At 45.9% G+C, this 21943-nt stretch carries 23 protein-coding genes; 6 read left to right on the forward strand and 17 right to left on the reverse strand.

The window, feature by feature from the left end:
- Window positions 1-109: 109 nt before the first annotated feature.
- Genes FHP88_RS12175 through FHP88_RS12190 form a run of 4 tightly spaced genes read right to left on the reverse strand, consistent with a single transcriptional unit; the run spans window position 110 to window position 2579 of the window.
- Complete coding sequence (locus FHP88_RS12175; protein WP_186297704.1) at window positions 110-760, reverse strand: DsbA family protein; 651 nt, start codon at window positions 758-760, stop codon at window positions 110-112.
- Entirely contained in the window at window positions 750-1205 is a 456-nt protein-coding gene (locus FHP88_RS19550; RefSeq protein ID WP_144359357.1) for a disulfide bond formation protein B, read from the reverse strand. Before FHP88_RS19550 ends, FHP88_RS12175 begins: the two co-directional genes overlap by 11 nt.
- 34 nt (window positions 1206-1239) lie before the next feature.
- Window positions 1240-1908 (reverse strand): class I SAM-dependent methyltransferase, encoded by a 669-nt coding sequence (locus tag FHP88_RS12185; protein WP_144359358.1) that lies wholly within the window; start codon window positions 1906-1908, stop codon window positions 1240-1242.
- Between the two features lie 14 nt (window positions 1909-1922).
- Window positions 1923-2579, reverse strand: coding sequence for a cation transporter (locus FHP88_RS12190; RefSeq protein WP_144359359.1), 657 nt, complete (start codon window positions 2577-2579; stop codon window positions 1923-1925).
- 84 nt (window positions 2580-2663) lie between these two features.
- Between FHP88_RS12190 and FHP88_RS12195 the strand changes: the two genes are divergently transcribed.
- From FHP88_RS12195 to FHP88_RS12215, 5 genes are all read left to right on the forward strand, one after another.
- Window positions 2664-3098, forward strand: coding sequence for a MerR family transcriptional regulator (locus FHP88_RS12195; RefSeq protein WP_260843280.1), 435 nt, complete (start codon window positions 2664-2666; stop codon window positions 3096-3098).
- Between the two features lie 416 nt (window positions 3099-3514).
- Complete coding sequence (locus FHP88_RS12200; RefSeq protein WP_144359360.1) at window positions 3515-3742, forward strand: hypothetical protein; 228 nt, start codon at window positions 3515-3517, stop codon at window positions 3740-3742.
- Window positions 3743-3806: 64 nt separating this feature from the next.
- Entirely contained in the window at window positions 3807-5069 is a 1263-nt protein-coding gene (locus FHP88_RS12205; RefSeq protein ID WP_260843281.1) for a TolC family protein, read from the forward strand.
- Between the two features lie 3 nt (window positions 5070-5072).
- A complete protein-coding gene (locus FHP88_RS12210; RefSeq protein WP_260843282.1) occupies window positions 5073-6227 on the forward strand; it encodes an efflux RND transporter periplasmic adaptor subunit in 1155 nt (384 codons plus the stop codon).
- Between the two features lie 9 nt (window positions 6228-6236).
- The gene (locus FHP88_RS12215) at window positions 6237-9431 is read left to right on the forward strand and encodes an efflux RND transporter permease subunit (protein WP_144359361.1); all 3195 of its coding nucleotides are present in this window, start codon (window positions 6237-6239) and stop codon (window positions 9429-9431) included.
- Window positions 9432-10588: 1157 nt separating this feature from the next.
- Here FHP88_RS12215 and FHP88_RS12220 read toward each other — a convergent pair.
- A complete protein-coding gene (locus tag FHP88_RS12220) occupies window positions 10589-11977 on the reverse strand; it encodes a sensor histidine kinase (protein ID WP_144359362.1) in 1389 nt (462 codons plus the stop codon).
- A gap of 116 nt (window positions 11978-12093) precedes the next feature.
- Here FHP88_RS12220 and FHP88_RS12225 point away from each other — a divergent pair, with 116 nt between their 5' ends.
- Entirely contained in the window at window positions 12094-13452 is a 1359-nt protein-coding gene (locus tag FHP88_RS12225) for a sigma-54-dependent transcriptional regulator (RefSeq protein ID WP_144359363.1), read from the forward strand.
- A 105-nt stretch (window positions 13453-13557) separates the two neighbouring features.
- On the opposite strand, the gene FHP88_RS12230 is transcribed toward FHP88_RS12225, so the two are convergent.
- From FHP88_RS12230 to FHP88_RS19470, 12 genes are all read right to left on the reverse strand, one after another.
- A complete protein-coding gene (locus tag FHP88_RS12230) occupies window positions 13558-13893 on the reverse strand; it encodes a hypothetical protein (RefSeq protein ID WP_144359364.1) in 336 nt (111 codons plus the stop codon).
- 239 nt (window positions 13894-14132) lie between these two features.
- Window positions 14133-14984 (reverse strand): prolipoprotein diacylglyceryl transferase, encoded by an 852-nt coding sequence (gene lgt / locus FHP88_RS12235; protein WP_144359365.1) that lies wholly within the window; start codon window positions 14982-14984, stop codon window positions 14133-14135.
- Window positions 14985-15226: 242 nt separating this feature from the next.
- On the reverse strand, window positions 15227-15976 hold the full coding sequence (locus tag FHP88_RS12240; RefSeq protein ID WP_144359366.1) for a YHS domain-containing protein: 750 nt from the start codon (window positions 15974-15976) through the stop codon (window positions 15227-15229).
- Window positions 15973-16590: a hypothetical protein gene (locus FHP88_RS12245; RefSeq protein WP_144359367.1), complete on the reverse strand. Its 618-nt coding sequence runs from the start codon at window positions 16588-16590 to the stop codon at window positions 15973-15975. Before FHP88_RS12245 ends, FHP88_RS12240 begins: the two co-directional genes overlap by 4 nt.
- Before the next feature lie 56 nt (window positions 16591-16646).
- Complete coding sequence (locus FHP88_RS12250; protein WP_144359368.1) at window positions 16647-16916, reverse strand: DUF5676 family membrane protein; 270 nt, start codon at window positions 16914-16916, stop codon at window positions 16647-16649.
- Entirely contained in the window at window positions 16913-17203 is a 291-nt protein-coding gene (locus FHP88_RS12255) for a YHS domain-containing protein (RefSeq protein WP_144359369.1), read from the reverse strand. The genes FHP88_RS12250 and FHP88_RS12255 overlap by 4 nt, the downstream gene beginning before the upstream one ends.
- A gap of 39 nt (window positions 17204-17242) precedes the next feature.
- Window positions 17243-17923, reverse strand: coding sequence for a methyltransferase family protein (locus FHP88_RS12260; protein ID WP_144359370.1), 681 nt, complete (start codon window positions 17921-17923; stop codon window positions 17243-17245).
- A 264-nt stretch (window positions 17924-18187) separates the two neighbouring features.
- A complete protein-coding gene (locus tag FHP88_RS12265) occupies window positions 18188-19351 on the reverse strand; it encodes a cation:proton antiporter (RefSeq protein WP_144359371.1) in 1164 nt (387 codons plus the stop codon).
- Window positions 19352-19363: 12 nt separating this feature from the next.
- Window positions 19364-19498: a YHS domain-containing protein gene (locus tag FHP88_RS19555; protein WP_144359372.1), complete on the reverse strand. Its 135-nt coding sequence runs from the start codon at window positions 19496-19498 to the stop codon at window positions 19364-19366.
- A 443-nt stretch (window positions 19499-19941) separates the two neighbouring features.
- Window positions 19942-20424 carry a cytochrome c-type biogenesis protein gene (locus FHP88_RS12275; RefSeq protein WP_144359373.1) on the reverse strand — a complete coding sequence of 161 codons (483 nt, stop codon included), beginning with the start codon at window positions 20422-20424 and terminating at the stop codon, window positions 19942-19944.
- Window positions 20424-20954, reverse strand: coding sequence for a DsbE family thiol:disulfide interchange protein (locus tag FHP88_RS12280; protein WP_144359374.1), 531 nt, complete (start codon window positions 20952-20954; stop codon window positions 20424-20426). Before FHP88_RS12280 ends, FHP88_RS12275 begins: the two co-directional genes overlap by 1 nt.
- A 300-nt stretch (window positions 20955-21254) precedes the next feature.
- The gene (locus FHP88_RS19470) at window positions 21255-21911 is read right to left on the reverse strand and encodes a Spy/CpxP family protein refolding chaperone (protein ID WP_144359375.1); all 657 of its coding nucleotides are present in this window, start codon (window positions 21909-21911) and stop codon (window positions 21255-21257) included.
- Window positions 21912-21943: the final 32 nt, after the last annotated feature.

The raw sequence follows: 21943 nt of genomic DNA on the forward strand, positions 1-21943 counted from the left end.
TATCCTCATGAAATATAATATTATAAATAGGGTTGAAAGTATTAATTAGTCATAAGACAAAGAAAATGTTCTGAATCAAAGAAATGGTTATTGGCCGCATCTATGCTGATCAATAATTTCTACGGATCTCAGATTCAACCAGTTCTTGGAGTTGCTTATAACCAAACTTCACAAGCGGCTTGCCGTTAACAAAAAAACCCGGTGTTTTACTGACTTGGAGATTCTTGGCATCTTCAAGATCCTGCTGCACACGCTCAATAATAATACTATTTGCCATATCCTCTTTTACTTGCGCAATATTGAGTCCAACCTTGCCAATCCGCATCCATAATCTTTCAGGCTGCGGATCTCCATGTGCCGCCCATACGGGTTGTGCTGCATATGTCGCATTAAGAGTTTCCCAGAATTTACCCTGCATTTTAGCCGACTCAAGGATCTTCACAACATAATCAGATCCTTGATGTAATGGCAAATAGCGCATCACCAGCTTAATCTTACCTGGATTGGAATCCATCAGATTCTTGACAAATGGATGAAACGCTTTACAAGTCTCACAAGCAGGATCGAAAAACTCTACAATAGTAACTTTTGCTTCTGCATTGCCAATTGTTGGTGAATAATCTCGAACAAGCAAGGAAGCATTATCCAACGCCTTTTCTGCCAACTCATTATATACGTTATTATTATAGATAAAAGCTGCGACAACAAAAGTTGCAGTCAATATCCCCCCAGCCATTAGTACAACGTATTTATTTTTCATCAACGAACCTTTTTTTAAAAACATAGAGCAGCACGACGATAGCCGTGTATGAAAGTATGGAAAGCATTGGTATGGTAATGAAGCCAAGCAATTCCAAATTAGTATCAGAACAAGATACTCCCTGGCTGCAAGGCTGGAGATCTTCAGGTATATAGCCTAAATAAAGAAGATAATGGTATACCGCAAAACACCACCCAATTACTGCCAATGGAAGAGCGTACTGTATGACCTTTTTGTCGAGCGGAAAAAGTCCAATGAGGAAAATAACAACCAGTGGATACATAAATATTCGCTGATACCAACACAACACGCAAGGCGGAAACCCCATGATCTCACTAAAAAACAAACTACCGAGGGTGGCAACTGATGCTATTAGCCAGCAGAAAAATATCAGACCCCAACCGGTCTGACCCAATGAGGTATTATCTGTTGATGATGCTACCATTATTTATATGGGTACTATCAATCTGAATATATCATTAGTTTACACCTACCTTGCTAGCAAGGTCCTGTTTGGTCGCAGTATCTTCAGTAGATTTTATTGCCGTAACCGTTCTAAATTCCCCATTGAGCATGGCCGGCTTATCTTTCACAATGCGTAGACCTGCAGATTCAATCAAAGGTTCCAAGTGTCGTGTAATATCGGTAAAAAAAGCATTCGTAAACAAATTTAATAACTTTCTTGCTAAAGTAATATCCTCGCCATCGGGAACGAATTTATCAAAAATAGATATCCGCCCATTTGGCTTGAGTACCCGCGCAGCCTCTTTAATACATGCTATAGGATCAGGAGTGACAGCCAGTATGAGATGTAATACTGCCACATCAAACAGCTCTGATTCCAGATCTAAATATTCCGCATTCATTACACGTGCATCAACAGATAGTCCAAGCAAGCGGCCTCTCTGTGCGGCTCTAGTTACCATCGCGCGTGAAATATCTATAGCCACCACATCAATCCCTTTTGAAAAGTACTCAAGATCCATGCCTGTACCACATCCAATCAGAATGATGCGCTCACCTGGTATGGGTGCAATTTGAGTTATGGCCTGCTTTCTAGCTTTTCTAAGTATTTTTTCACTCAAATCGCTAAAAGGCGCATACAATGAATAGCGTAAGCGATTCCATGCAACGGTATTTACGGGCATAAATTCACCTTTTTTCAGGGTTCAGGCTTACTAGTTCCTGGATCATGGGCGTCTCCCTGTTCTATGCGTAATTCACTCAGGGCCTGTCGAATAATTAACGTAGCTGAATGTAGGAAAAGGAACGCCATCAAGAATGCAACAACCAGATCGGGCCACTGGGTCTGGGTCATGTACACGATGCCTGCTGCGACCATGACGGCTAGATTGCCAATGGCATCATTGCGACTACAAAGCCACACAGAACGTACATTGGAATCCCCATTGCGATATTTAAGCAAGAGCAGTGCACTGATGACATTAGCAGCGAAAGCCAGCAAGGCGATAGCTCCCATGATGAATTCGTTTGGTACCCCAAGTATAAATACACGGTATATGGTGGATCCCAGCACCCACAGTCCCATTACAGACAGCGTCAGCCCTTTAAACAATGCTGCTGAGGCTCGCCAATGAAGCGTGTGACCGATAGCCAGTAAAGTAAGGCTGTAGGTTAAGCTGTCACCTAAAAAATCGAGTGCATCAGCTTGTAAAGCCATTGATTGCGCGGTAATACTTGCACCTGATTCCACTAGGAACATGAATGCATTAATGGCAATAATTACCCACAAAACAATTTTATAAGATCTTGATATACCGTCGAATTTCAGATTATTACCGCACTCACATCCAGTCATATTCATCACCTAGAGTTAACATTACTCTCATTATTAGGTAAGTTTACAACCTACAATGACTGTAGGTTCAAGAGGGGCTTGTAAGTGAGTCAACAATATTCCATTGGCAAAATGGCTAAAGCAGGAAACTGTAGGGTTCAGACCATACGTTATTATGAGCAAATTGGCCTATTAGCTTTGCCAGAAAGAACAGAAGGCAATCAGCGCATCTATTATCAGGAGCATATGGATAAACTCCGCTTTATCCGCCACAGCCGTGAGTTAGGATTTTCACTGGATCAAATTAAGGAAATATTAACTTTAAGTGAGGATCCCTTTCATTCTTGCGAGGAAGTTGATCAGATCGCACATTCCCATCTGCAAGATGTGGAATCAAAAATTAAAAGACTCCAAAGTATGCGAAAAGAGCTTAAACGCATGATTACTCAATGCGCAGGTAAACAAGTTGCTGATTGCCGAATTATTGAAGTTTTGTCGAATCATACTCTTTGTATATCACAACAACATCCGAAGCCTTGAGGAACAACAATAGAGTTGGTGTTATAGATAAATTAGGCAAATAATGCACTATCCTATTGAATAGGATTATTACACTTATCTCGAGCCAAATTGGATGCAACTCTTTACTGTCGTAGTCATACAAAAGCATCTACATTATATGGACACCGTGAGTATAAAATACTGATCATATTTGATTATTAAGATATAAGCTTGCCGTGCCGACCATTGTGAATAGTAAGCATCAATATATAACTCTTGCCATTTAATTACATCCATACTAGACTCCCGCCCGGTTGTTTTTTGTTTGCAGGCGCCCCATAATTATTGGGTCAAAGTGTAGTATGTATTACCGTCTTTTTATCGTGCTTCTGATTCTATCTATCCTTGGATATGGGATGGTGCTGTCTGCTGGTACGCATAATGAGATCATTCAAATGGATCAAAGCACTCAGATAATGCCGGATGACCACTTTCCGACAAATCCCTCAGATCATCTGGTAGACGGCGGACATGGTTGTCACGGTATTTCACACATTCTTGGACTTTTCTGCCATGAAATAAAACTGCCTGTAGTCAACAACCTACTCTTTTTTGATAGCTATACTGAACGTTTCGAATTCCCCACTTATCAACCCGCTTTTCGCCCGCCAATAGCCATCTAATCTCTGTCATGCATGCTGCCTTTAATATGGCGGCACATTGTTGTAGACCGACGGAATTTAAAACATGAATATACTTTCTTACCTGCGCATAGGTATGCTTGCCTATGCGTCGACAGTGGCGCTGTGGCAGTCACCAAGCGTAGCTATGGGGCAGCCAAACACCTCAAACACAGATCAACTAATAACTATTCTTGGGCAAGCTATGATATCTAATCCCGATATCCTAGCCGCTGAAGCCGCCATAAAGATAACTCAGGCACAGCTTGAAGGTGCACGCCTACCTTTAAATAATCCTGAGTTAGAGTTCGAGACCGAACGTGCGGAGGGAAATAGCTATACCATTGGCGTTAAGCAAACGCTGGATTGGCACGACAAGCAAGGTTCGTATCTGGAAGTTGCTCAGACTAGACTGAATGCCGCACAGCAAGCTCTGATGGCGTTAAAACTTCGCAAAGCAAGCGAATTACTGGATGCCATTGGTAACATCAGCACCCAGAAGCGTATCAATGAGTTGGCTAAACGCCGTAGTGAAACATTGTCACGTTTTGTACTGTTGGCCGAAAAACGTCATTCGGTCGGGGATATTTCGATTGCTGAACTGGAATTGGCACGTCTTTCCAGAGCTGAGGCAATCATGCAGCAAGTTAAAAGTGGCGTTGATCTGATAAAAGCTAATAGTGCTTTCTTTGCTTTAAGTGGCGTGCAGCTTCCCGGTAATATTAGTTTGCCAGCTCGCCTTGAACTCAAGCAACAGCGAGCCATAGATGATGAAACCACCATCCGAAATCATCCAAACGTTCAAGCGGCTCACAATATGGCGCAAGTTGTCAGACAGAAAATTCGTCTTGTCGATCAAGAACGAAAGGCCGACCCGACTTTTGGACTGTCAACGGGGCGCACAGGAAACGAAAACTTAGTCTCCCTATCCGTCTCCATACCTTTACAGATACGCAACAATTTCCAAAACGATGTAGACGCAGCTAGAGCTGAATCACTACAGAGTGATCATGAAGCACAGGTAATGTATAGAAATAGCTTTGCCAGACTGCAGGCAGCACGGGCACGATACAAGCTGATAGACGGAACGTGGATGATGTGGATGTCCCTAGGTGAAGCCAGCCTCCAACAAAGCCTTATACTGCTAGAAAAACAATGGCAAGCCGGTGAAACAAATACGACGGATTACCTACTGCAGATGAAGCAATCCCTGGAAACAAGCATTGCAGGCGCTGAACTGCAGGGTGAGCGCTGGAGCGCATGGATCGAATGGCTAAGTGCTTCTGCATACCTCAATGACTGGCTATATGGCGCCACGAAGGAACAATAGATCATGATAAAATCACATACCCCTATTCTTTTACTTCTATGTCTTTTACTGACCAATCCTTTGCAAGCCAAAGATGGGCATGAGAAGTTAGAAGATACAAGCGTGAAGGAAGATGCCAGTGAACATGCAAGCGAGGAAGAAAGCGGCATTCGATTAAACGCCGAGCAGCGTCGTATTGCCGGTATTATAGTGGAAGAAATCACCGCAGAACCAATCGTTGTTGAAATTGAGGCACCAGGCGAAATTCTTCTTAATAGCTATGCTACTCATCAACTTACTCCACGAATTGAAGCGCAAGTAATCGAGCGCCATGCACGCCTTGGCGACAAGGTAAATAAAGGCCAGCTACTGGTCACACTATCTAGCGTCACCATGTCGGAGGCGCAAGGTCAGCTACTGGTTGCAGAAAATGAGTGGCAACGTGTCCGTAAGCTTGGCCGTGAGGTAGTATCCGCACGGCGTTACCAAGATGCACGGATTGCTGCTCAACAAGCACGAGCCAGCCTATCTGCCTACGGAATGACGCAGTCCCAAATCGACCAACTTGCCAGCAGCGATACAATTGAAAATGCCAATGGACGTTTTGGCCTGTTTGCACCACTTAGTGGCACAGTGATTCGTGATGATTTCATCACGGGCCAAATGGCACAGGTGGGTAGTCTATTGTTTGAGATTAGTGACGAAACAACCCTGTGGGTTGAGGCCAAATTAGCCCCAGGTTCGGCTAACAGTATACAAGTAGGTAATCCTGCCCAAATAATGATAGATGGCAACTGGATGCCCGGAAAGGTTATCCAGGTGCACCATACGCTCGACGAAACTACTCGAACCCTTGCCGTACGTTTGGAAGTTTCAAATCCGAACGACCGCCTTCATACCGGCCAATTTGTTACTGCAAGAATTCAGAATGGAAGATCAGAGGAAAGAGGAATGGTTTTACCGCTGAATGCTTTACTGCGTAGTGCTGATGGTGATTGGCAAGTATTCGTGGAGCATGAACCAGGAGAATTTGAGCCCAAAGAGGTAGAGATTGTTCGCCATATGGGAGGGAGGGTGCAAATTGAGGGCCTTGAGTCAGGCAGCCGCGTAGTCACCCAAGGTGCCTTCTTTGTTCAGTCCGAACTGGCTAAGTCCGGTTTTGCCGTACATAACCACTAGGAGACAGCCATGATAAATCGATTGATCGATTGGTCGGTAACCAACCGGCTATTAGTGGTGCTTGGTCTTGTAGTTCTGTTAGGCGCTGCCACTACGCTTATTCCCAAGCTAAATATGGATGCATTTCCAGATGTAACTAACGTACAAGTGCAAATCAATACCGAGGCCCAGGGCCTAGCCGCTGAAGAGGTGGAGCAACTTATAACCTATCCCATTGAGGCAGTGATGTATGCCCTACCCGATGTTCAGGAGGTGCGTTCTATCTCTAAAACTGGGTTGTCCGTCATTACCGTAGTGTTCAAAGAGGGCACGGATATATATTTTGCCAGACAGCTTGCATTTGAGCGGCTACAGGATGCTAGAGAACAGATTCCTGTCGGTGTTGGAACCCCTGAAATGGGACCAAATACCTCAGGATTGGGACAAGTATATCAGTACATCCTGAGGTCAGCCGACTCAGAAAAGTACGATGCCATTAGTCTGCGCAGCCTTAATGACTGGGTTGTAAAGTTGTTACTTCTACCTGTGGACGGCATTACAGATGTGCTCTCCTATGGCGGTGAAGTGAGGCAGTATCAAGTACAGGTAGATCCCAACAAGTTACTGGCATATGGAATCACCTTAGACGAAACAAGGGAAGCCATTGAGAACAATAACCGTAATGCAGGTGGCTGGTATCTGGATCGCGGTGCTGAACAACTGGTAATCCGCGGAGTTGGTTGGGTTCGCGCAGGTACAGATGGTTTACATGATATCGCCAACATCCCACTTAAGGATAATGATGGCACAATCGTGCGTGTAGAAAACATAGCGCAGATTAATTTTGGTGGAGAAATTCGCCAAGGCGCAGTGACTATGACTCGGCGTAATAGCGAAGGAGAACCTGAGCAACTAGGAGAAGTGGTAGCTGGCATTGTACTAAAAAGATTAGGTGCAAACACGAAAAGCACAATAGACGCAGTGAAAGACCGGCTACCAGCTATCCAGCAGGCCTTACCTAACGGGGTGACAATTGAACCATTTTACGATCAGGGTGGATTGGTCGAGCAAGCAGTGGAAACAGTTAGCCGGGCACTAATAGAAGCATTCGTGTTAATTGTGGTGGTATTGCTTCTTTTCTTACTCAATATCCGCGCAGCACTGCTGGTGTTGATCTCTGTACCTCTATCAATTGGCCTAGCGCTAACAGCAATGAGTTACTGGGGGCTCTCTGCAAATTTGATGTCCCTCGGCGGCTTGGCAATAGCCATCGGCATGATGGTAGATGGCTCAGTTGTGATGATGGAAAATATCTTTAAACATCTTTCCCATCCCGACCCCAGTCATGAAGCACATGCCAAACAAGAACTGGCACCAGGTGATGACGACCCTTACGACTCCAGTCATGATGATCATGGCATACGGCTTCGTATACAAATGGCTGCAAAAGAGGTTGGCAGGCCTGTTTTCTATGCTGTCATTATCATTGTGGTTGTATTCACGCCACTATTTGCTTTAGAAGGAGTTGAAGGTAAGCTCTTCCAGCCTATGGCAATATCCATTGTCCTTGCCATGTTAACTTCGTTACTTGTCGCCTTGGTGGTAATGCCTGCGCTTGCCAGTTATGTCTTTCGACGTGGTATTAAACATATCAATAGCCCGGTCTTTCTTCCTCTCGAATGGCTTTATCGTCACTTACTAAAAGCAGCCATGAAAGCAAAGTGGATTGTAGTGTTGATTTCCCTTGGCTTGTTTGTTGGATCATTAATGCTAGTACCACAGCTGGGCACAGAGTTTGTACCTGAGTTAGAAGAGGGAACAATCAATATCCGTACTACATTGGCACCCACTGCCAGCTTAGAGACTGCGCTGAAAGTTGCTAGTAAATTGGAACGACAATTGATGCAGTTTCCGGAAGTACTCTATGCCTCAAGCCGTGTAGGACGCCCCGAACTTGGCGGCGATCCAGAGCCTGTCTCAAACGTGGAAATCTATGTGGGATTGAAGCCCATTGGAGAATGGGTAAGTGCCAAAGATCGGTTTGAGCTACAACAAAAATTTGAGCAGGTCTTGTCAATACATCCAGGCCTACTCTTTACCTTTTCACAACCTATTGCTACACGGGTTGATGAACTTTTGTCCGGTGTTAAGGCGCAACTTGCAATTAAACTTTTTGGTCCTGATCTTGATGTGTTAGCAGATAAAGGAAAAGAGATTGAAGTCCTTACTCGTAGTATTGAGGGAACTATTGGTGTTGAAATGGAGCAGATAGCTGGTGAAGCTCAGCTAACTATCCGTCCACGACGTGATGTGCTCGCTCGCTATGGCATTTCGGTAGCGCAAGTCATGGATTTGGTATCAGATGGCATAGGTGGCAACGAAGCAGGTCAGGTAATTCAGGGTAATGAGCGTTACGATATATATGTTCGTTTGGCGAAGCCTTATCGCAAGGATATTGAGACGATAAAGCAGCTGTTACTAAAATCTCCGGGTGGAGCTTGGGTGAAATTGGGCGAGGTTGCTGATGTGGCAATTGAAGTGGGTCCCCCGCAAATTCGACGTGATGATGTGCAGCGGCGTGTGGTTATACAAGCCAACGCAAATGGACGTGACATGGGCGGATTGGTAACTGAATTGCGCGGAAGAATAGAAAAGGAAGTTGATCTTCCACCAGGCTATTCTGTGGTGTTTGGTGGTCAATTTGAAAATCAGAAACGAGCACAGCAAAGACTGATGATTGTAGTTCCACTATCCCTCGGTCTAATCTTTCTATTGCTTTACTTTGCATTTCATTCCATGGGTCAGGCACTCCTTATAATGCTTAATGTTCCACTGTCTTTGATCGGTGGTATCGCAGCGCTTTACTGGACTGGACAGTATCTTTCCGTACCGGGCTCCATAGGTTTCATAGCATTGTTTGGCGTTGCCGTTCTTAATGGAGTGGTTATGGTCAATGCAATTAATCAAAATATCACTGCTGGCGAGCCTATTTCCAACGCAATATATCATGGCGCTCTTTCACGCTTGCGCCCCGTCCTTATGACTGCTGCCATTGCAGCACTTGGACTTATACCGATGCTGCTATCAGCTGGGGTAGGTTCAGAGGTGCAACGACCTCTGGCGACGGTAGTAGTAGGCGGACTAGTATCAAGCACACTGCTGACTTTGTTCGTGCTACCTGCCCTTTATCGAGTTTTTTCGAAAGAAATTATATCGAACTCATGACCCTGATCAAACAAGCGAGGAATAAAATATGTTGGTTCGATATTTATATATGACGAAGTTTATAACAGTTGTGGCTCTTGTCATGGGGCTTACAGGATGCGCTACCTTATCTAATGATCCTTCTTCAAGTAACACATTGACTGTGGAGCACGTAGATTCCAATGCGGTGCAAATATCCAACATTACTGTGCGCCAGGAAGGGTCAGGGTTAAAAGTTAGCGGTAGTCTACGCATTCGATTCAATAAGCGGCGGATAGATCGAGGTCATCTGCATATAGAGATCTTTGGTGACAATGGCGCGCAATTATTTGAGGTATCTCGCAAGTACAGACCGAATAATACCAGTCTACGGCGGTGGGCCTTTGTCGAAACATTACCTGTACAGTTTGAGAAAGTGGTAATGGTTAGAGTGCAGCACCATCCAGTTCCACATCACACATGAGACAACACTCCAGAAATAAATTATGAGCTATTCTTCATACTATGGGAGTACGTAGAATTCGGATACTGAACCACACTAAGCTTTAAACCCTCACAGGGTTGACTGTCACGCCAATCCTGTGAGTGTTAACGTGGTCAACAATTTTATTACACCAAGTTAAGCCGATTTCTTTCTATCCGAACATTTCAGTTCAATAACTCTCAGCCGGCATTTGATAAACTACTAACCGCGAATTTGACGTGACGCAGCCAGACCGGGTTTATGCGGCGGATCTTGCCTATATATGGACGCAAGAGGGCTGGTAATACCTTACAATGGTGATCGATCTGTGTTCGCGCCGGATGGAGGGCTAGAGCATGCGTTCGTTGATGAAGGCCAGGCTGGCTCATGAGCTTTACTGATGTCCATTTGACAACGCCTGCCAGAGGCTGGATTGATCCATCACTCGGACCGTGAGTCGCAATATGACAACAAGGCTATCCTATTGAATTTGATTATTAGGTAAGTCGGGACAATATTGGAACTCACCCTGTCACAGTTGGCGATACGTTTTGAAGGGCGGTTGGATGGCCACATGGCACTATGAGACGTGGTTGCCGCAATGTTTTATCTACAGTCTCCTGCGTGGGCGAAGATCTCCGTTCTTTCTTATTTATATCTGCCTGTCCTTCGCCATTGCTTCAATAATAAGCAGTTACACAGCTTTATCGACAGTCTAAGTTAGATAATTTACCGGGAGAATTAATGTAATTATCGTGCCTCGTTCAGTATTACTTTGCAGTTTGACTGAACCTCCATGCTCTTCCATAACGCGCTTTACCAATCCTAATCCCAGTCCAGTACCCTTCGGGCGGGTCGTAAAGAATGGCTCAAAGGCCTTTTTAAGCACTATCTCATCCAACAGATCCCCCTGATTGCCAATTTCTATCTTTAAGACATTTCCTTCTCTGCCTACAGAGGCCTCAATTACCCCGCCTTGCGGGCTGGCCTCTATCGCATTTTTGACTATGTTCAGAATTACCTGATGCATTTGTGCCTGATCCACTCTCATCGCAGTACAATCTGTGCACTCTGTGTACTGAAGCGTTATGCCATATTCTTCTAACACCGGTTTTTGTTGTTCAATCACTTTTGTAACCAACTGGTTCATATCAACGGGTATTTCAGATAGTTTTACAGGCCTTACATAATCCAATGTCTCTGACAACAGATCATCCAATCGATCGACTTCCCCAAGCACCAGCGCCACTCTTCTCATCTCCCTCTCAGTAAGCGATTCAGATCCCTTCAATCCAGAGAGGGCTAACTTTATTGAGGCGAGCGGGTTCCTCATCTCATGAGTGAGTAGTGATGCGGTCTGCCCTATAGTCGCTAGTCGAGTCTTAAGCAATATATCCTCATAGGCCGCCTCTAGTTCTTGTGTTCGATCACTAACTTTAGCTTCAAGGCGTCGCTCATAGATCCTCCCAATACTGCGCATTGCAAAATACCCGAGCAGCGTGATTAAGGCATAAGTAAGAAGCAACACGGCATCAAGGTGCCAATGGAGGTCACCCATGAAATCAATCATAACGGATTGATCTTTTGCAATTCCGAGCACCCACCGATTAGGTTCAGTGGTATTTAATTTCTGTACCCAGAAAAGCGTTGGATGCTGCTGGTCTCCTAGCGCACGCCTTTTACCACTAGAAGACAGTGTCAGCGCATCTGACAAAATAGTAGTCCCCGCATGTGATAACCAGCTCTCATTGATGGGGAGCGGTGAATCAAGTTGCATACCACTGTCAAATACAATGGATCTATTTTTAATGTCTACAACAAAGACTCTAAAATCATAAATATTGTAATCCTCCAAACTACTTGTCATGTGACTCGCTAGGTCTTGCGATTTTCCCATTAATACTTGTTCAAGCTTCGGTGCCAGAGCTTTCGCAATCTCCTGATTGTGTTCTATTCCATGCTCGAGCAGCCGATCCTGTAAATAGTTGACTACATGAGCCGACCCAGAAAGCCCAATACCAGCAACAATTAAACTCATGAGTGCAAAACTCAACCAAGACACTGTTGATGGCTTCCACGAGATATTTTTATAGAATGAAATCATTGAACGATTCTACTCGAAGATGTCAAATATGAATATCCGATTAGTTCTTACTGTCAACTCTGTGGTTAATGGGAGAGAATATCAACCATGAAACAGCTTTATCTAGGTATTTAAATATGGCCAACGTTCTTATTATTGAAGATGACCAAGTTTTTAGTGAACTGCTCGTGATGCACTTGGAGGATAAGAATCACCAAACACAGACGGCCAGCACACTGAAGCAAGCCAGGGCACACCTCGCCCATACACTTCCTGACGTCATCCTATTAGACCAACAACTTCCGGATGGTTTCGGCATCGATATACTAAAAGAGATAACAAATTATAAACCACATCCACCAGTAATAATGATCACGGGCGTGAGTGATAATTCACTTGCTATAGAAGCAATGGGGTTAGGCGCACATGATTTTATCCGAAAACCAATGGATGAAATAGAACTGGATACAACGCTAATTAATGCACTTAAAACGCATCGCCTATCACGTCAAGTAACCGCGCTTACACATACGGATGACTATCAAATTAGTATTGGTCAAATAGTAGGCGATAGCCCCTCTATTTTAACTATTTGTAAAACAATTGGAAGCGTTGCTGCGACGAGCGCCCCTGTTTTGATAACGGGTGAAAGCGGGACGGGTAAGGAGGTATTAGCAAGAGCGCTCCATCATCATTCAAGGCGCCAGGGTTTATTCTTGCCTATCAACTGTTCGGCATTGTCTGAGAATTTATTAGAAAGTGAGTTGTTTGGGCATGAAAAAGGCAGTTTCACCGGCGCCGATCGTCAAAAAATAGGGAAATTTGAACAGACTATCGATGGAACACTCTTTCTTGATGAACTGGGTGACATGCCGGTACTTTTACAGGCCAAATTATTGCGAGTGCTTCAAGAAGGTAGTTATGAACGGGTTGGAGGGACTCAGACACTATTATCGAATGCACGCATTATTGCGGCAACAAACCGTGATCTAAAATCGATGATTAATGCCGGGCTTTTTCGTGAGGACCTTTTTTATCGATTGAATGTAGTCCATATACATATACCTCCCCTGCGTGAACGAATGGAAGATTTACCTCTTCTCATTAATCACCTTCTTGCCAAAATAAATCTCAAACAAAAAACATCTGTAAAGCATATTGCTGAAAGTGCTTGGCGAAGGATGAGAGATTATCAGTGGCCAGGAAATATCAGAGAGGTAGAAAACACCCTCACACGTGCAGCGGTCATGGCACGTACCGATACAATAACGGAGGATCTACTCTTATTGCCTGGAGAGCGTGAAGAAACATCTGATGATACAGACGATCTTAGTGAAGCAGGCTCTCCCCGATTGATTTCTCTCGATACACTTGAGCAAGAACATATTCAGGGTATTCTGGAATACAGCCGTTGGCATAAAGGAAAGGCCTGTGAAATATTAGGGATCTCCAGACCCGCGCTTGAACGAAAAATTAAAAAGTACAGCCTTGCTTAAGTACCAACTGCTATCCTCGCACTGCAATCGCCCTCTGTCTTTAGTATTCGCAATGTCCGACGAATTGCACAATTAATTGCAATTCGTCGGGTAAACTTAGATCTCTTATGACCCGGTATGCTTAACGTTATCGTGATACATAATATCCGTTGCTGTCTCACTGTTATCACCGTGTCGCACATCAGGCACCGTGCTAGAGTCAGCGTGCATTGCCTCCATATGCTCACTCATCTGATGGATTGCATCCGTTTCCAAACCATTTGGATCAGAATGTCCTCGAGTTGCCGCTTGGTTTCCTTTTGATCTCATCGCTGAATTTTGTTGAGTGTATTTATGTCCATACATCATGTCAGTTTCGAGTTGTGAATTCACATTATCAGCCGCAGCAATTCCAGATATCAGCATGGAAGAGAGAATCGCGCTACCTATTAATTTTTTCATGTTTATCTCCGTTGTATAGTTACTTAGTAATTAAACCAAGGTTTATCATGCTTGGTGCCTAAGTAAGTGCAACAGGTGTGCCAATAACCATGGCATCGATTAATATACTAACTTTTCAATAAGATAGGTTAATATTTCGTCAGTGCATGAAAGCAAATACTTTCGAACGAAAAATACACTTCGTTAAAAATATTATCGTTTTGTAGTTTCTATCAATATAGATAATTTTACTCATGCATCTATTCTCTACATGAGACCGCGTTTCGCCTCATGTAAGAAAGCAAAATAAGCGTAAGGCCGCCGAAGATCATGGGTGCACTCAGTAATTGGCCCATGGTAAACCAGTCGAATGCAAGATACCCAATATGGGCATCGGGCAAGCGAACAAACTCTATAATAAAGCGTATCACTCCGTACCCTGTCAGAAACAGACCAGAAACCGCCATTGCTGGACGAGGCCTTGATGAGTATAGCCATAAGATAATAAAGAGTAATATCCCTTCCAATAGTGCTTCGTATAGTTGGTTGGGATGAAGTGCCTGACTCATAAGGGTTCCCTCGGCCAGATTGAGTGTATCGAAGCACACAGATGGAAAATCTTTACAGTTAATCTGAAAACCCCACGGGAGTGATGTCGGGCCACCCCAGAGTTCACCATTAATAAAGTTTCCTATACGACCTGCACCCAGACCCAGCGGGATAAGTGGCGCAACAAAATCAGTGCATTCAAAGAATGTGCGGTTGAAGCGTTTTGCAAATAGCATGAGGGCCACCATGACACCTAACAACCCTCCATGGAAAGACATGCCGCCCTCCCAAACTCTAAAGAGACTCAGGGGATCCCGTATAAGATTATCAAAGCCATAAAAGAGGGTGTAACCGATGCGCCCGCCAAGAATAATACCCAGTGCCATATAGAACAGTAGATCGTCAATATCATCAGCCTTCCAGCCTGAATCAGGACGTGCTGCCCGCACTCGGCCCAGCCACCAGCCCCCAATAAATGCAACCATGTACATAATACCGTACCAGTGGATACTAATAGGCCCTACCGAAAGAGCAACAGGATCGATATTTGGATAGATCGGCATAATATTATTACCATAGAGGAATTAAAAAAGAGGCTTTTAGTGGCATTTGCTAGTTGAAATACAGAGAGGCATGACGCCTAACCAACCTATTCGTAATGCCCAGCTCTGGGGTCACTATCAAGTGATCAACTAAACAACTATTTCACACTATCGACTGATTACTCTTCACCATAATTTAAGGCGTACATTAACTTGCCTGCTATGGATTTATTCATCAGCTAGTACTTCTTTAAGTTATAATTTCAACATACTGATTTTCCCTCCGACAAGGGTTCTATACAGAAACAGGAAGGCCGGCGATAATGTCTTTCACTGTAGATTTTCAGCATTTCTTCTATCAGGACTTTGGGGTCAGATTCGTAGACCAGCAATGCGCCAGTATCCTTACCTATGCGCCGCACCAAGTCAGGAAGTTCGTCAGTAATACCCCCGCTGCCTTTCAACACGCCAATCAACTTACCCTCGTCATAGGCAATGGCAAATTCACCCAGGGTTCCGGAACGCCCACCTAGTATGATCACCATATCACTGGACAGGATGTTGGTGACCTCACGCCCCATCAGTCCGCTGCCGGTATAGATCAGGATGTCGAAGGCATCTGCCGGTGAGTGGTATTTATGGAGATGCTCATCGAGACTCAGGGCGGGCGAGATACCCACCGACAATCCTCCTCGTGCACGTGCACCGCTGGCGCACTCGTACGGGAGTCCGGGACAGGCACCAGTAATCAGGATCAAGCCATCATTTGCAATCGTTTCGCCCAGAATCCTGGCACGGTTGGACACCGCTTGATCAGAATCAGAGTCAGCCGAGCCCATGACTCCGACAGTCAAACGTTCAGCACGGGCATTCCCGAGGTATATTTCAGGTTTGGCAATAAACTTCTGTTTGCAGTTGTCACTGCAAAAGTACCAAGAGCGACCCTTATGCACGGCCATGGCACCGGCCCTCCGCATATCCAGTTCCATCCCGCAGACAGGATCGTTGATCATGATGGTCTCCGTTTTATAGCATCTCGACGGGCCTTCTCCAGTATCATGAACAGGCCGAGGACAGGGTGTTTAAACTGGGCATGCCGCAACACCTCCCAGTGCAGGTCAAGATATTCCGCTATAAAATCGGCGATGTGTCCCAAGGTCAGCGTTGTGTAGCCACTCTGTGGCGAAGCTCCGCCGCTGGAACCGAATGCCATTAGACGTACTCGATGTCCCGTGTGTGCGACTGCTTCGCCTGTGTTGAGCAATTGCTGGACGGTATCACCCACCTCGTGCAGAGAACAGCAACCGAACCGTGCAAGGACCGTACGCAAGACGTCCGGATTCCGTGCATTGCGATTCAGTTTCGCGCGACCTTCCTTGACCTCGCCGATCAACATATCGGCGGTATTACCGTCAATACCCAGTGCCGGGTCTGGAGCAAACAGGCTGGTGCCATCGCGTCCCGTTATCAAGCGGCCAGCGCCTGGAAATCGGAACGCAAGGATGTCGAGGTCAGTTTCAACCCGGTAGCGCTGTTTGCCATAAGACTCAATTACCGGGTACTCGGCGACCGTGAAGTACCCGTTGATCTGCAGATAGGCCTCTACCAGTGCAACGGCGTGATCCATGCATACCTCCCAGGTTCATCAGTAACCGAATGTAGTCCTCGATGCATAACGACCAATCAGTCTGCAATCTTTGTGCGTACTGCAAAGAAGTTATAGATCGGCACCCAGATCAATGCGAAGAACCAGCCATATCCCCAGGCCTCGATCAGACCAATAAAGAAGCTCTTCCAGTTCAACCACTCAAAACCAGGTAACAGTGAACGCCAGGAGGAATACATCGCATACTCAGGCAGGGCCAGATCCCACACGACGCACAGCGTGAAGGTGATAGCCAGAAACAAACTGGTTGCATGACCAACGGCAAGCAGCGGGACACCGGTCTTCATGATCCACCTCCGCTAGTTTGCAAAGACTGCTTCAGATATTTTTTAGGATCAACCTCGAATTGGTCCAGACATTTCCTGGAACAGAAGCGGTATAAAAGGCCTTCATGCATTTTTCCATAACCCTGCTTAATATCTACCTCCATCCCGCAGACAGGATCGATGTTGTTTCCCGCACTATCCTTGCCATGTTTGCCATGACCTCCGTGAGCCATGTGCGCGCCACAACCGTAACGCATCATCAGAAAGAACAGGCCACCAAATAATAAAAACGACAATAAACCTTCCATTGTTACCTCCTTACCGACTGAACGTCGGTACTCATATATCTAGCCATGTGCCCTATTTCCAGGTTTTCCCTGCGAATTTGTCGTAAAGAAGGCCTTCCATTGATTTAATGGTGGAAAAAAGGCCGGTATTCGATGCATATAATCCACATACGGCTCACCAATTTGCTTCGACATACGGCGCTCTTCAGAGCGCGCCAGGTGCACATAGGAATAAAGTAAGATAGGTGCCATCAATACGGTCAGCAGTGTCGGCCATTGCACCAGGAAGCCTGTAATGACCAGAAACAGACCGGTGTACTGTGGATGCCTCACATAGGCATAAAGGCCATCTGTGACCATGCGCCCGTGGGCATCATAAATCTGCCTCCAGCCGTTCTTAAGCAGTACGTAACCCGCCACCATCAGAATTAGGCTACTACCCATCACCAGTGCCCAAACCAGCCACGAACCCCCAAATACAACCACCCACAGGTGACCGAACTTGTGGTTAAAAGGTTGTAGGACAGGATAGGCATCCCCCAGCCAACCCGTGAGCAAGTAAATAGTCAGTGGAAAGCCGTACATCTCGCTGAACAGTGCTACCAGAAATGCGGTGGCCACTCCCAGGTTGCGCCATTCCGCGAAACCCTTTGGCGGTAGAAAACTCATGAAGAAAAACAGAAACAATCCGACGTTGAACGCCGCAATCACCCACATGCCGTAAGCATACTCCTGTGTCATGACTGCACCTCCACATCGAAACCATGAATAACTTCTTCTCTGATTATTAGCCTACAACCTGTGCGTTAGACACAGGTCAAGTTATTTATGAGTATCAAGCGGGTTGCAAACCTGGCTAGCAGAATGAGGCCCGGTTGCCTCAACAGATGTTGATACCCCGTCGGTGTGATGGGACGGTTTACATAACGTCCCTGATCCAACAGTAGCGGTAGATGATTTCAATCTACCCCTGTTCAGTACAACTGTGCTGGTCGTACGCAAGCATCACTGATCTATCCGTCGCTCATGGATATGCAGCAAGGGGGTGAGCAACAACGGGCCAACCAGCGCAGCTCCTATTGTCATCAACACCAGCGCAACCAGCATGTGATGGCTGATATGAGCCTGTTCGAAACCAAGACCGGCAATCACCAGTGCGACCTCGCCACGCGGCACCATACCCACTCCAATCATCAGTGGACGCATGAATCCGCCACTTCCCAATGCGCCAAGGAGTCCACCTAACACCTTGCCCCCGATCGCCACCACCAGAAGTGCCGCAATCAACAACGGCATCCCCTGGTCAGCCAGGACACGCCACTCAGCACGACTGCCGATTAACACAAAGAAAAATGGCACCAGCAACAGCACCATCCGCTCGACCTGTACTGCAAGCCGTTCCCGCTGCGGCTTGGACAATCCCTCACCGAGCCCCAGCCCGGCAAAGAAACCACCAACCACCAGCGAATAACCCAATTCAGCCGTCAGCCATGCAAGAACAATAATCAACAGAACGCTAACTGGCCAGATAACGGCAGAGGTCTTTCGGGCTAGGCGCTGTAGCACGGTCAGGGCAAACCACTTGCATCCAAGAAAAATGGCAGTCAATATCAGCGCAGCCAGTATTGCAGATCCCAGCAACTGGCTGGCGGCAAAGTCCTCACCCAAGATTCCATGTGCGAGCGCCAGGAGATACAGCGCCACTACATCATCGACAATGGCGGCTGCAACAACGATCCGGCCGATTGCGTGATCGATCAAACCGAATTGCTGCAGGACCTGCACACTGATACCGATACTGGTGGCCGTCATGGCCGTACCTACATAGACTGCCTCTTCATGAGATGAACCCCAGACGATTGCCAGCACATAGCCACCTGCCAGACAAAATGCCATCCCAAGCAAGGCCACCCAAAGACCGGGCCAACCAGCACTGACGAGCCGCCTCAGTCCCAGATGCAGACCCGCCACACCGAGCAACAGAACGACACCAATTTCTCCCAGCAAGTTGAGTGTCTCACCGGGATTGATCCAGCCAAGAACCGGCGGACCGATGACAATTCCGAGTAGCACCTGGCCGATGACAGCGGGCAGACCCACACGCGTAGCAATCCAGCCAACGGTTACCCCAAGCAACAGGATGAGTATGATGTCTGGCAGCGGCGACATATCGATTTCACGCTAGCCTGAATAGGTCTTGTCAGCGTATTGCTCCAGCTGCGCCGTGAATCGCTTAAGACAACGTTCTGAACAGAACATATGTTTCGCACCTCCATATTCCGAGCTGGCTACTGCGGTCCGTTCGTCCACAGGCATACAGGATCACGTAACCAGGAATGCGGATAATTTACCCGGTAGTGCCTGCCGTCGCGGTCCGAGATCCGGCTGTTCTAACAACCTGTTGGTACGAGCTGTGTCATATTTATGCTGACCACCCTCAGTCACTAATTCAAGCTGTGTGACTGACCTATGTCAACGAAGCTCTCGGCCTCGAACAGTACAACACGGCTTGTCCACATGACGCCGCAACTATTGATTTTTGTCTATCTGTTTTTCATGGGCATACTTCCGACAAACCAAAGCTTCCGTCAAATCAGATACGCTGCTCGATCTGCGTAGGGATTGGAAATAAAATGCCATTTATTTGAGTGCAATCTGCAATAGGGGCTTTGGTAGAAATAGATCGCACAGAAAATTCTTCTTCATATCTACAAACAAAATAAGGCGCTACGACAGGCGTAGATTTAATCTCAAATCTCTCAGATTAGGTTAACATTATTATCACTCTCATTATGAGCGGTCAGAAGTTTTCTGACGCGTTGATAATCCACCTCATCTGATATGTTATTCTTTTTCTTCGTTTGTGTGAGAATGATTAGAAACATCAAAGTTATTCCACCACCTAATAATAGATAAGGGCCGATCCAAAGCAGAATAGTAGTGTTTTTAAACGGTGGGCGAAAAAGCACAAAGTCACCATACCGGCGCACCATATAATTGACAACATCATCATATGTGGAACCAGATTTAACCATCTCTAATGTCTTGCGACGCATGTCTTGCGCAAGCTCTGCATTTGAATCCGCAAGATTATTATTTTGACAAACCAAGCACCGAAGCTCGTTAATCAACTTCATATAAAGCTGTTCCTTTGCAGGTTCTTCAAACTCTATTATTTCAATCGAGGCTGAACTCATTGCTGGCAAGAATAGGGTAGCTATCAGGAGAAATGACTTGAACATTATTCGGCCTCCAGCTGTTTAATAAGAGGTCGTAAATCTTTTTCCCATACGCTGTCATAGAGTGGCCCTGTATGTTTTTTGCGGATCACCCCCTTTTTATCAATCACAAAGGTTTCTGGTGCGCCGTAAACACCCCAGTCCATAATAGCGACGCTCTCAGGATCGAAACCTACAGCAATAAAGGGGTTTCCTTTGTCTTTTAGAAACTTCTTTGCAGCTTCTGCATCATCACGCCAATTGACCCCGACCATCTGCACCCCTTCCTCTGATGCAATGTAATTTAGAAATTCATGCTCTCGCCAACACTCGGGACACCAAGTCCCCCAGATATTAAGCAGCCACACCTTACCTAGCAGACTTTCCGAATTGACCATCTTGTTAGGTTCGAATAGATCAGGCAGTAATAGTTTTGGTGCTTTCTGCCCAATCAATACTGAAGGTACATCACGCGGATTGAGTGTTAATCCAATCCCAAGCAAGACAGTCATAAGAAGGAAGATACCCAGGGGAATTAAAAAACGAACTTTCATGAGAGTCCTGTAGTTAATAACACGCGTGACGATTAATCACTTTCAAAATCGAACACTGTCAATAGCAAATGAAAAATAATCACCCACTTATCATATGGATGTTACGTACTAGAGTATTCAAAATTGGGAAAGTTCAAGGCAGCGATGCACAAATTGACAATATTACTAAACATTAGATAGGCCTTATAAATTAAATATATTTCTAATTACTTAACAAGGTGTTTCTGTAGCCCGTTTTTTATATCAAAATAATTAAACCTAAATTAGGGGCAGGCAATACTGCCTGCCCCGGGACAATGATCAACCAAAGCAACCTTGGCCTAACAGTGCTTGGGCCTTCTGTTGTTGTGCAGGTGTCAGTACAGCACGCAGATTCTTCTGAGCATTACCGACTTTCTCCCGCGATTCCCACATGGCTTGACGGAGATTATTGTGTGAAGCGCCTACCCCCTCGCCCTGTGATGACCACATGGCCTGATGGCTGGCCTGACCTAGAGCTACATGACCCTGTAAGGCTGTAGCATAATTGTTCCAAGCCGCCTCCTGATCCTGGGTGATACCCAGTTCAGTCTTAACTGAATTTAGATTCTCTGTAGCATTCGCTCCCATCTGCCCCATCATTCCAGGCCCCATGGTCCCGCCTTGCATCATTCCTGGACCACCCATCATTCCACGACCCACAGGAGACTGAGTTCCAGAACCTTGCTGCATCATCCCTGGGTTTCCATATCCTCCATTCATCATGCCTGGGCCACCCATCATTCCAGAGTTACCATATCCCATGGGGTGTCCACCGCCATACCCCTGCTGCATCATAGTAGGATTGCCGTACCCACCGTTCATCATACCGGGGCCTCCCATATAACCGTTGGGACCGTGAGCGAGCAGTGCACCGGTAGCAGCAAGACCGACGCCAAGACCTGTAACAAGGACTAAAGTTTTCGTGATAGTTTTCATGTCAATCTCCTTACTCTTAAGTTAACCAAGTG

It is taken from the genome of Sedimenticola selenatireducens (genome assembly GCF_007625115.1).
GTDB lineage: Bacteria > Pseudomonadota > Gammaproteobacteria > Chromatiales > Chromatiaceae > Sedimenticola > Sedimenticola selenatireducens_A.

Bases quoted from the DNA above. Each gene is read 5' to 3' on its own strand.
- FHP88_RS12215 (WP_144359361.1), top strand. From the start codon at position 6,237: ATGATAAATCGATTGATCGATTGGTCGGTAACCAACCGGCTATTAGTG.
- FHP88_RS12185 (WP_144359358.1), bottom strand. From the start codon at position 1,908: ATGCCCGTAAATACCGTTGCATGGAATCGCTTACGCTATTCATTGTAT.
- FHP88_RS12230 (WP_144359364.1), bottom strand. From the start codon at position 13,893: ATGAAAAAATTAATAGGTAGCGCGATTCTCTCTTCCATGCTGATATCT.
- FHP88_RS12225 (WP_144359363.1), top strand. From the start codon at position 12,094: ATGGCCAACGTTCTTATTATTGAAGATGACCAAGTTTTTAGTGAACTG.
- FHP88_RS12210 (WP_260843282.1), top strand. From the start codon at position 5,073: ATGATAAAATCACATACCCCTATTCTTTTACTTCTATGTCTTTTACTG.
- FHP88_RS19550 (WP_144359357.1), bottom strand. From the start codon at position 1,205: ATGGTAGCATCATCAACAGATAATACCTCATTGGGTCAGACCGGTTGG.
- FHP88_RS12275 (WP_144359373.1), bottom strand. From the start codon at position 20,424: ATGTTCAAGTCATTTCTCCTGATAGCTACCCTATTCTTGCCAGCAATG.
- FHP88_RS12265 (WP_144359371.1), bottom strand. From the start codon at position 19,351: ATGTCGCCGCTGCCAGACATCATACTCATCCTGTTGCTTGGGGTAACC.
- FHP88_RS12240 (WP_144359366.1), bottom strand. From the start codon at position 15,976: ATGATCAACGATCCTGTCTGCGGGATGGAACTGGATATGCGGAGGGCC.
- lgt (WP_144359365.1), bottom strand. From the start codon at position 14,984: ATGCCGATCTATCCAAATATCGATCCTGTTGCTCTTTCGGTAGGGCCT.
- FHP88_RS12280 (WP_144359374.1), bottom strand. From the start codon at position 20,954: ATGAAAGTTCGTTTTTTAATTCCCCTGGGTATCTTCCTTCTTATGACT.
- FHP88_RS19470 (WP_144359375.1), bottom strand. From the start codon at position 21,911: ATGAAAACTATCACGAAAACTTTAGTCCTTGTTACAGGTCTTGGCGTC.
- FHP88_RS12245 (WP_144359367.1), bottom strand. From the start codon at position 16,590: ATGGATCACGCCGTTGCACTGGTAGAGGCCTATCTGCAGATCAACGGG.
- FHP88_RS12220 (WP_144359362.1), bottom strand. From the start codon at position 11,977: ATGATTTCATTCTATAAAAATATCTCGTGGAAGCCATCAACAGTGTCT.
- FHP88_RS12200 (WP_144359360.1), top strand. From the start codon at position 3,515: ATGGATCAAAGCACTCAGATAATGCCGGATGACCACTTTCCGACAAAT.
- FHP88_RS12255 (WP_144359369.1), bottom strand. From the start codon at position 17,203: ATGGAAGGTTTATTGTCGTTTTTATTATTTGGTGGCCTGTTCTTTCTG.
- FHP88_RS12260 (WP_144359370.1), bottom strand. From the start codon at position 17,923: ATGACACAGGAGTATGCTTACGGCATGTGGGTGATTGCGGCGTTCAAC.
- FHP88_RS12175 (WP_186297704.1), bottom strand. From the start codon at position 760: ATGAAAAATAAATACGTTGTACTAATGGCTGGGGGGATATTGACTGCA.
- FHP88_RS19555 (WP_144359372.1), bottom strand. From the start codon at position 19,498: ATGCCTGTGGACGAACGGACCGCAGTAGCCAGCTCGGAATATGGAGGT.
- FHP88_RS12250 (WP_144359368.1), bottom strand. From the start codon at position 16,916: ATGAAGACCGGTGTCCCGCTGCTTGCCGTTGGTCATGCAACCAGTTTG.
- FHP88_RS12205 (WP_260843281.1), top strand. From the start codon at position 3,807: ATGAATATACTTTCTTACCTGCGCATAGGTATGCTTGCCTATGCGTCG.
- FHP88_RS12190 (WP_144359359.1), bottom strand. From the start codon at position 2,579: ATGACTGGATGTGAGTGCGGTAATAATCTGAAATTCGACGGTATATCA.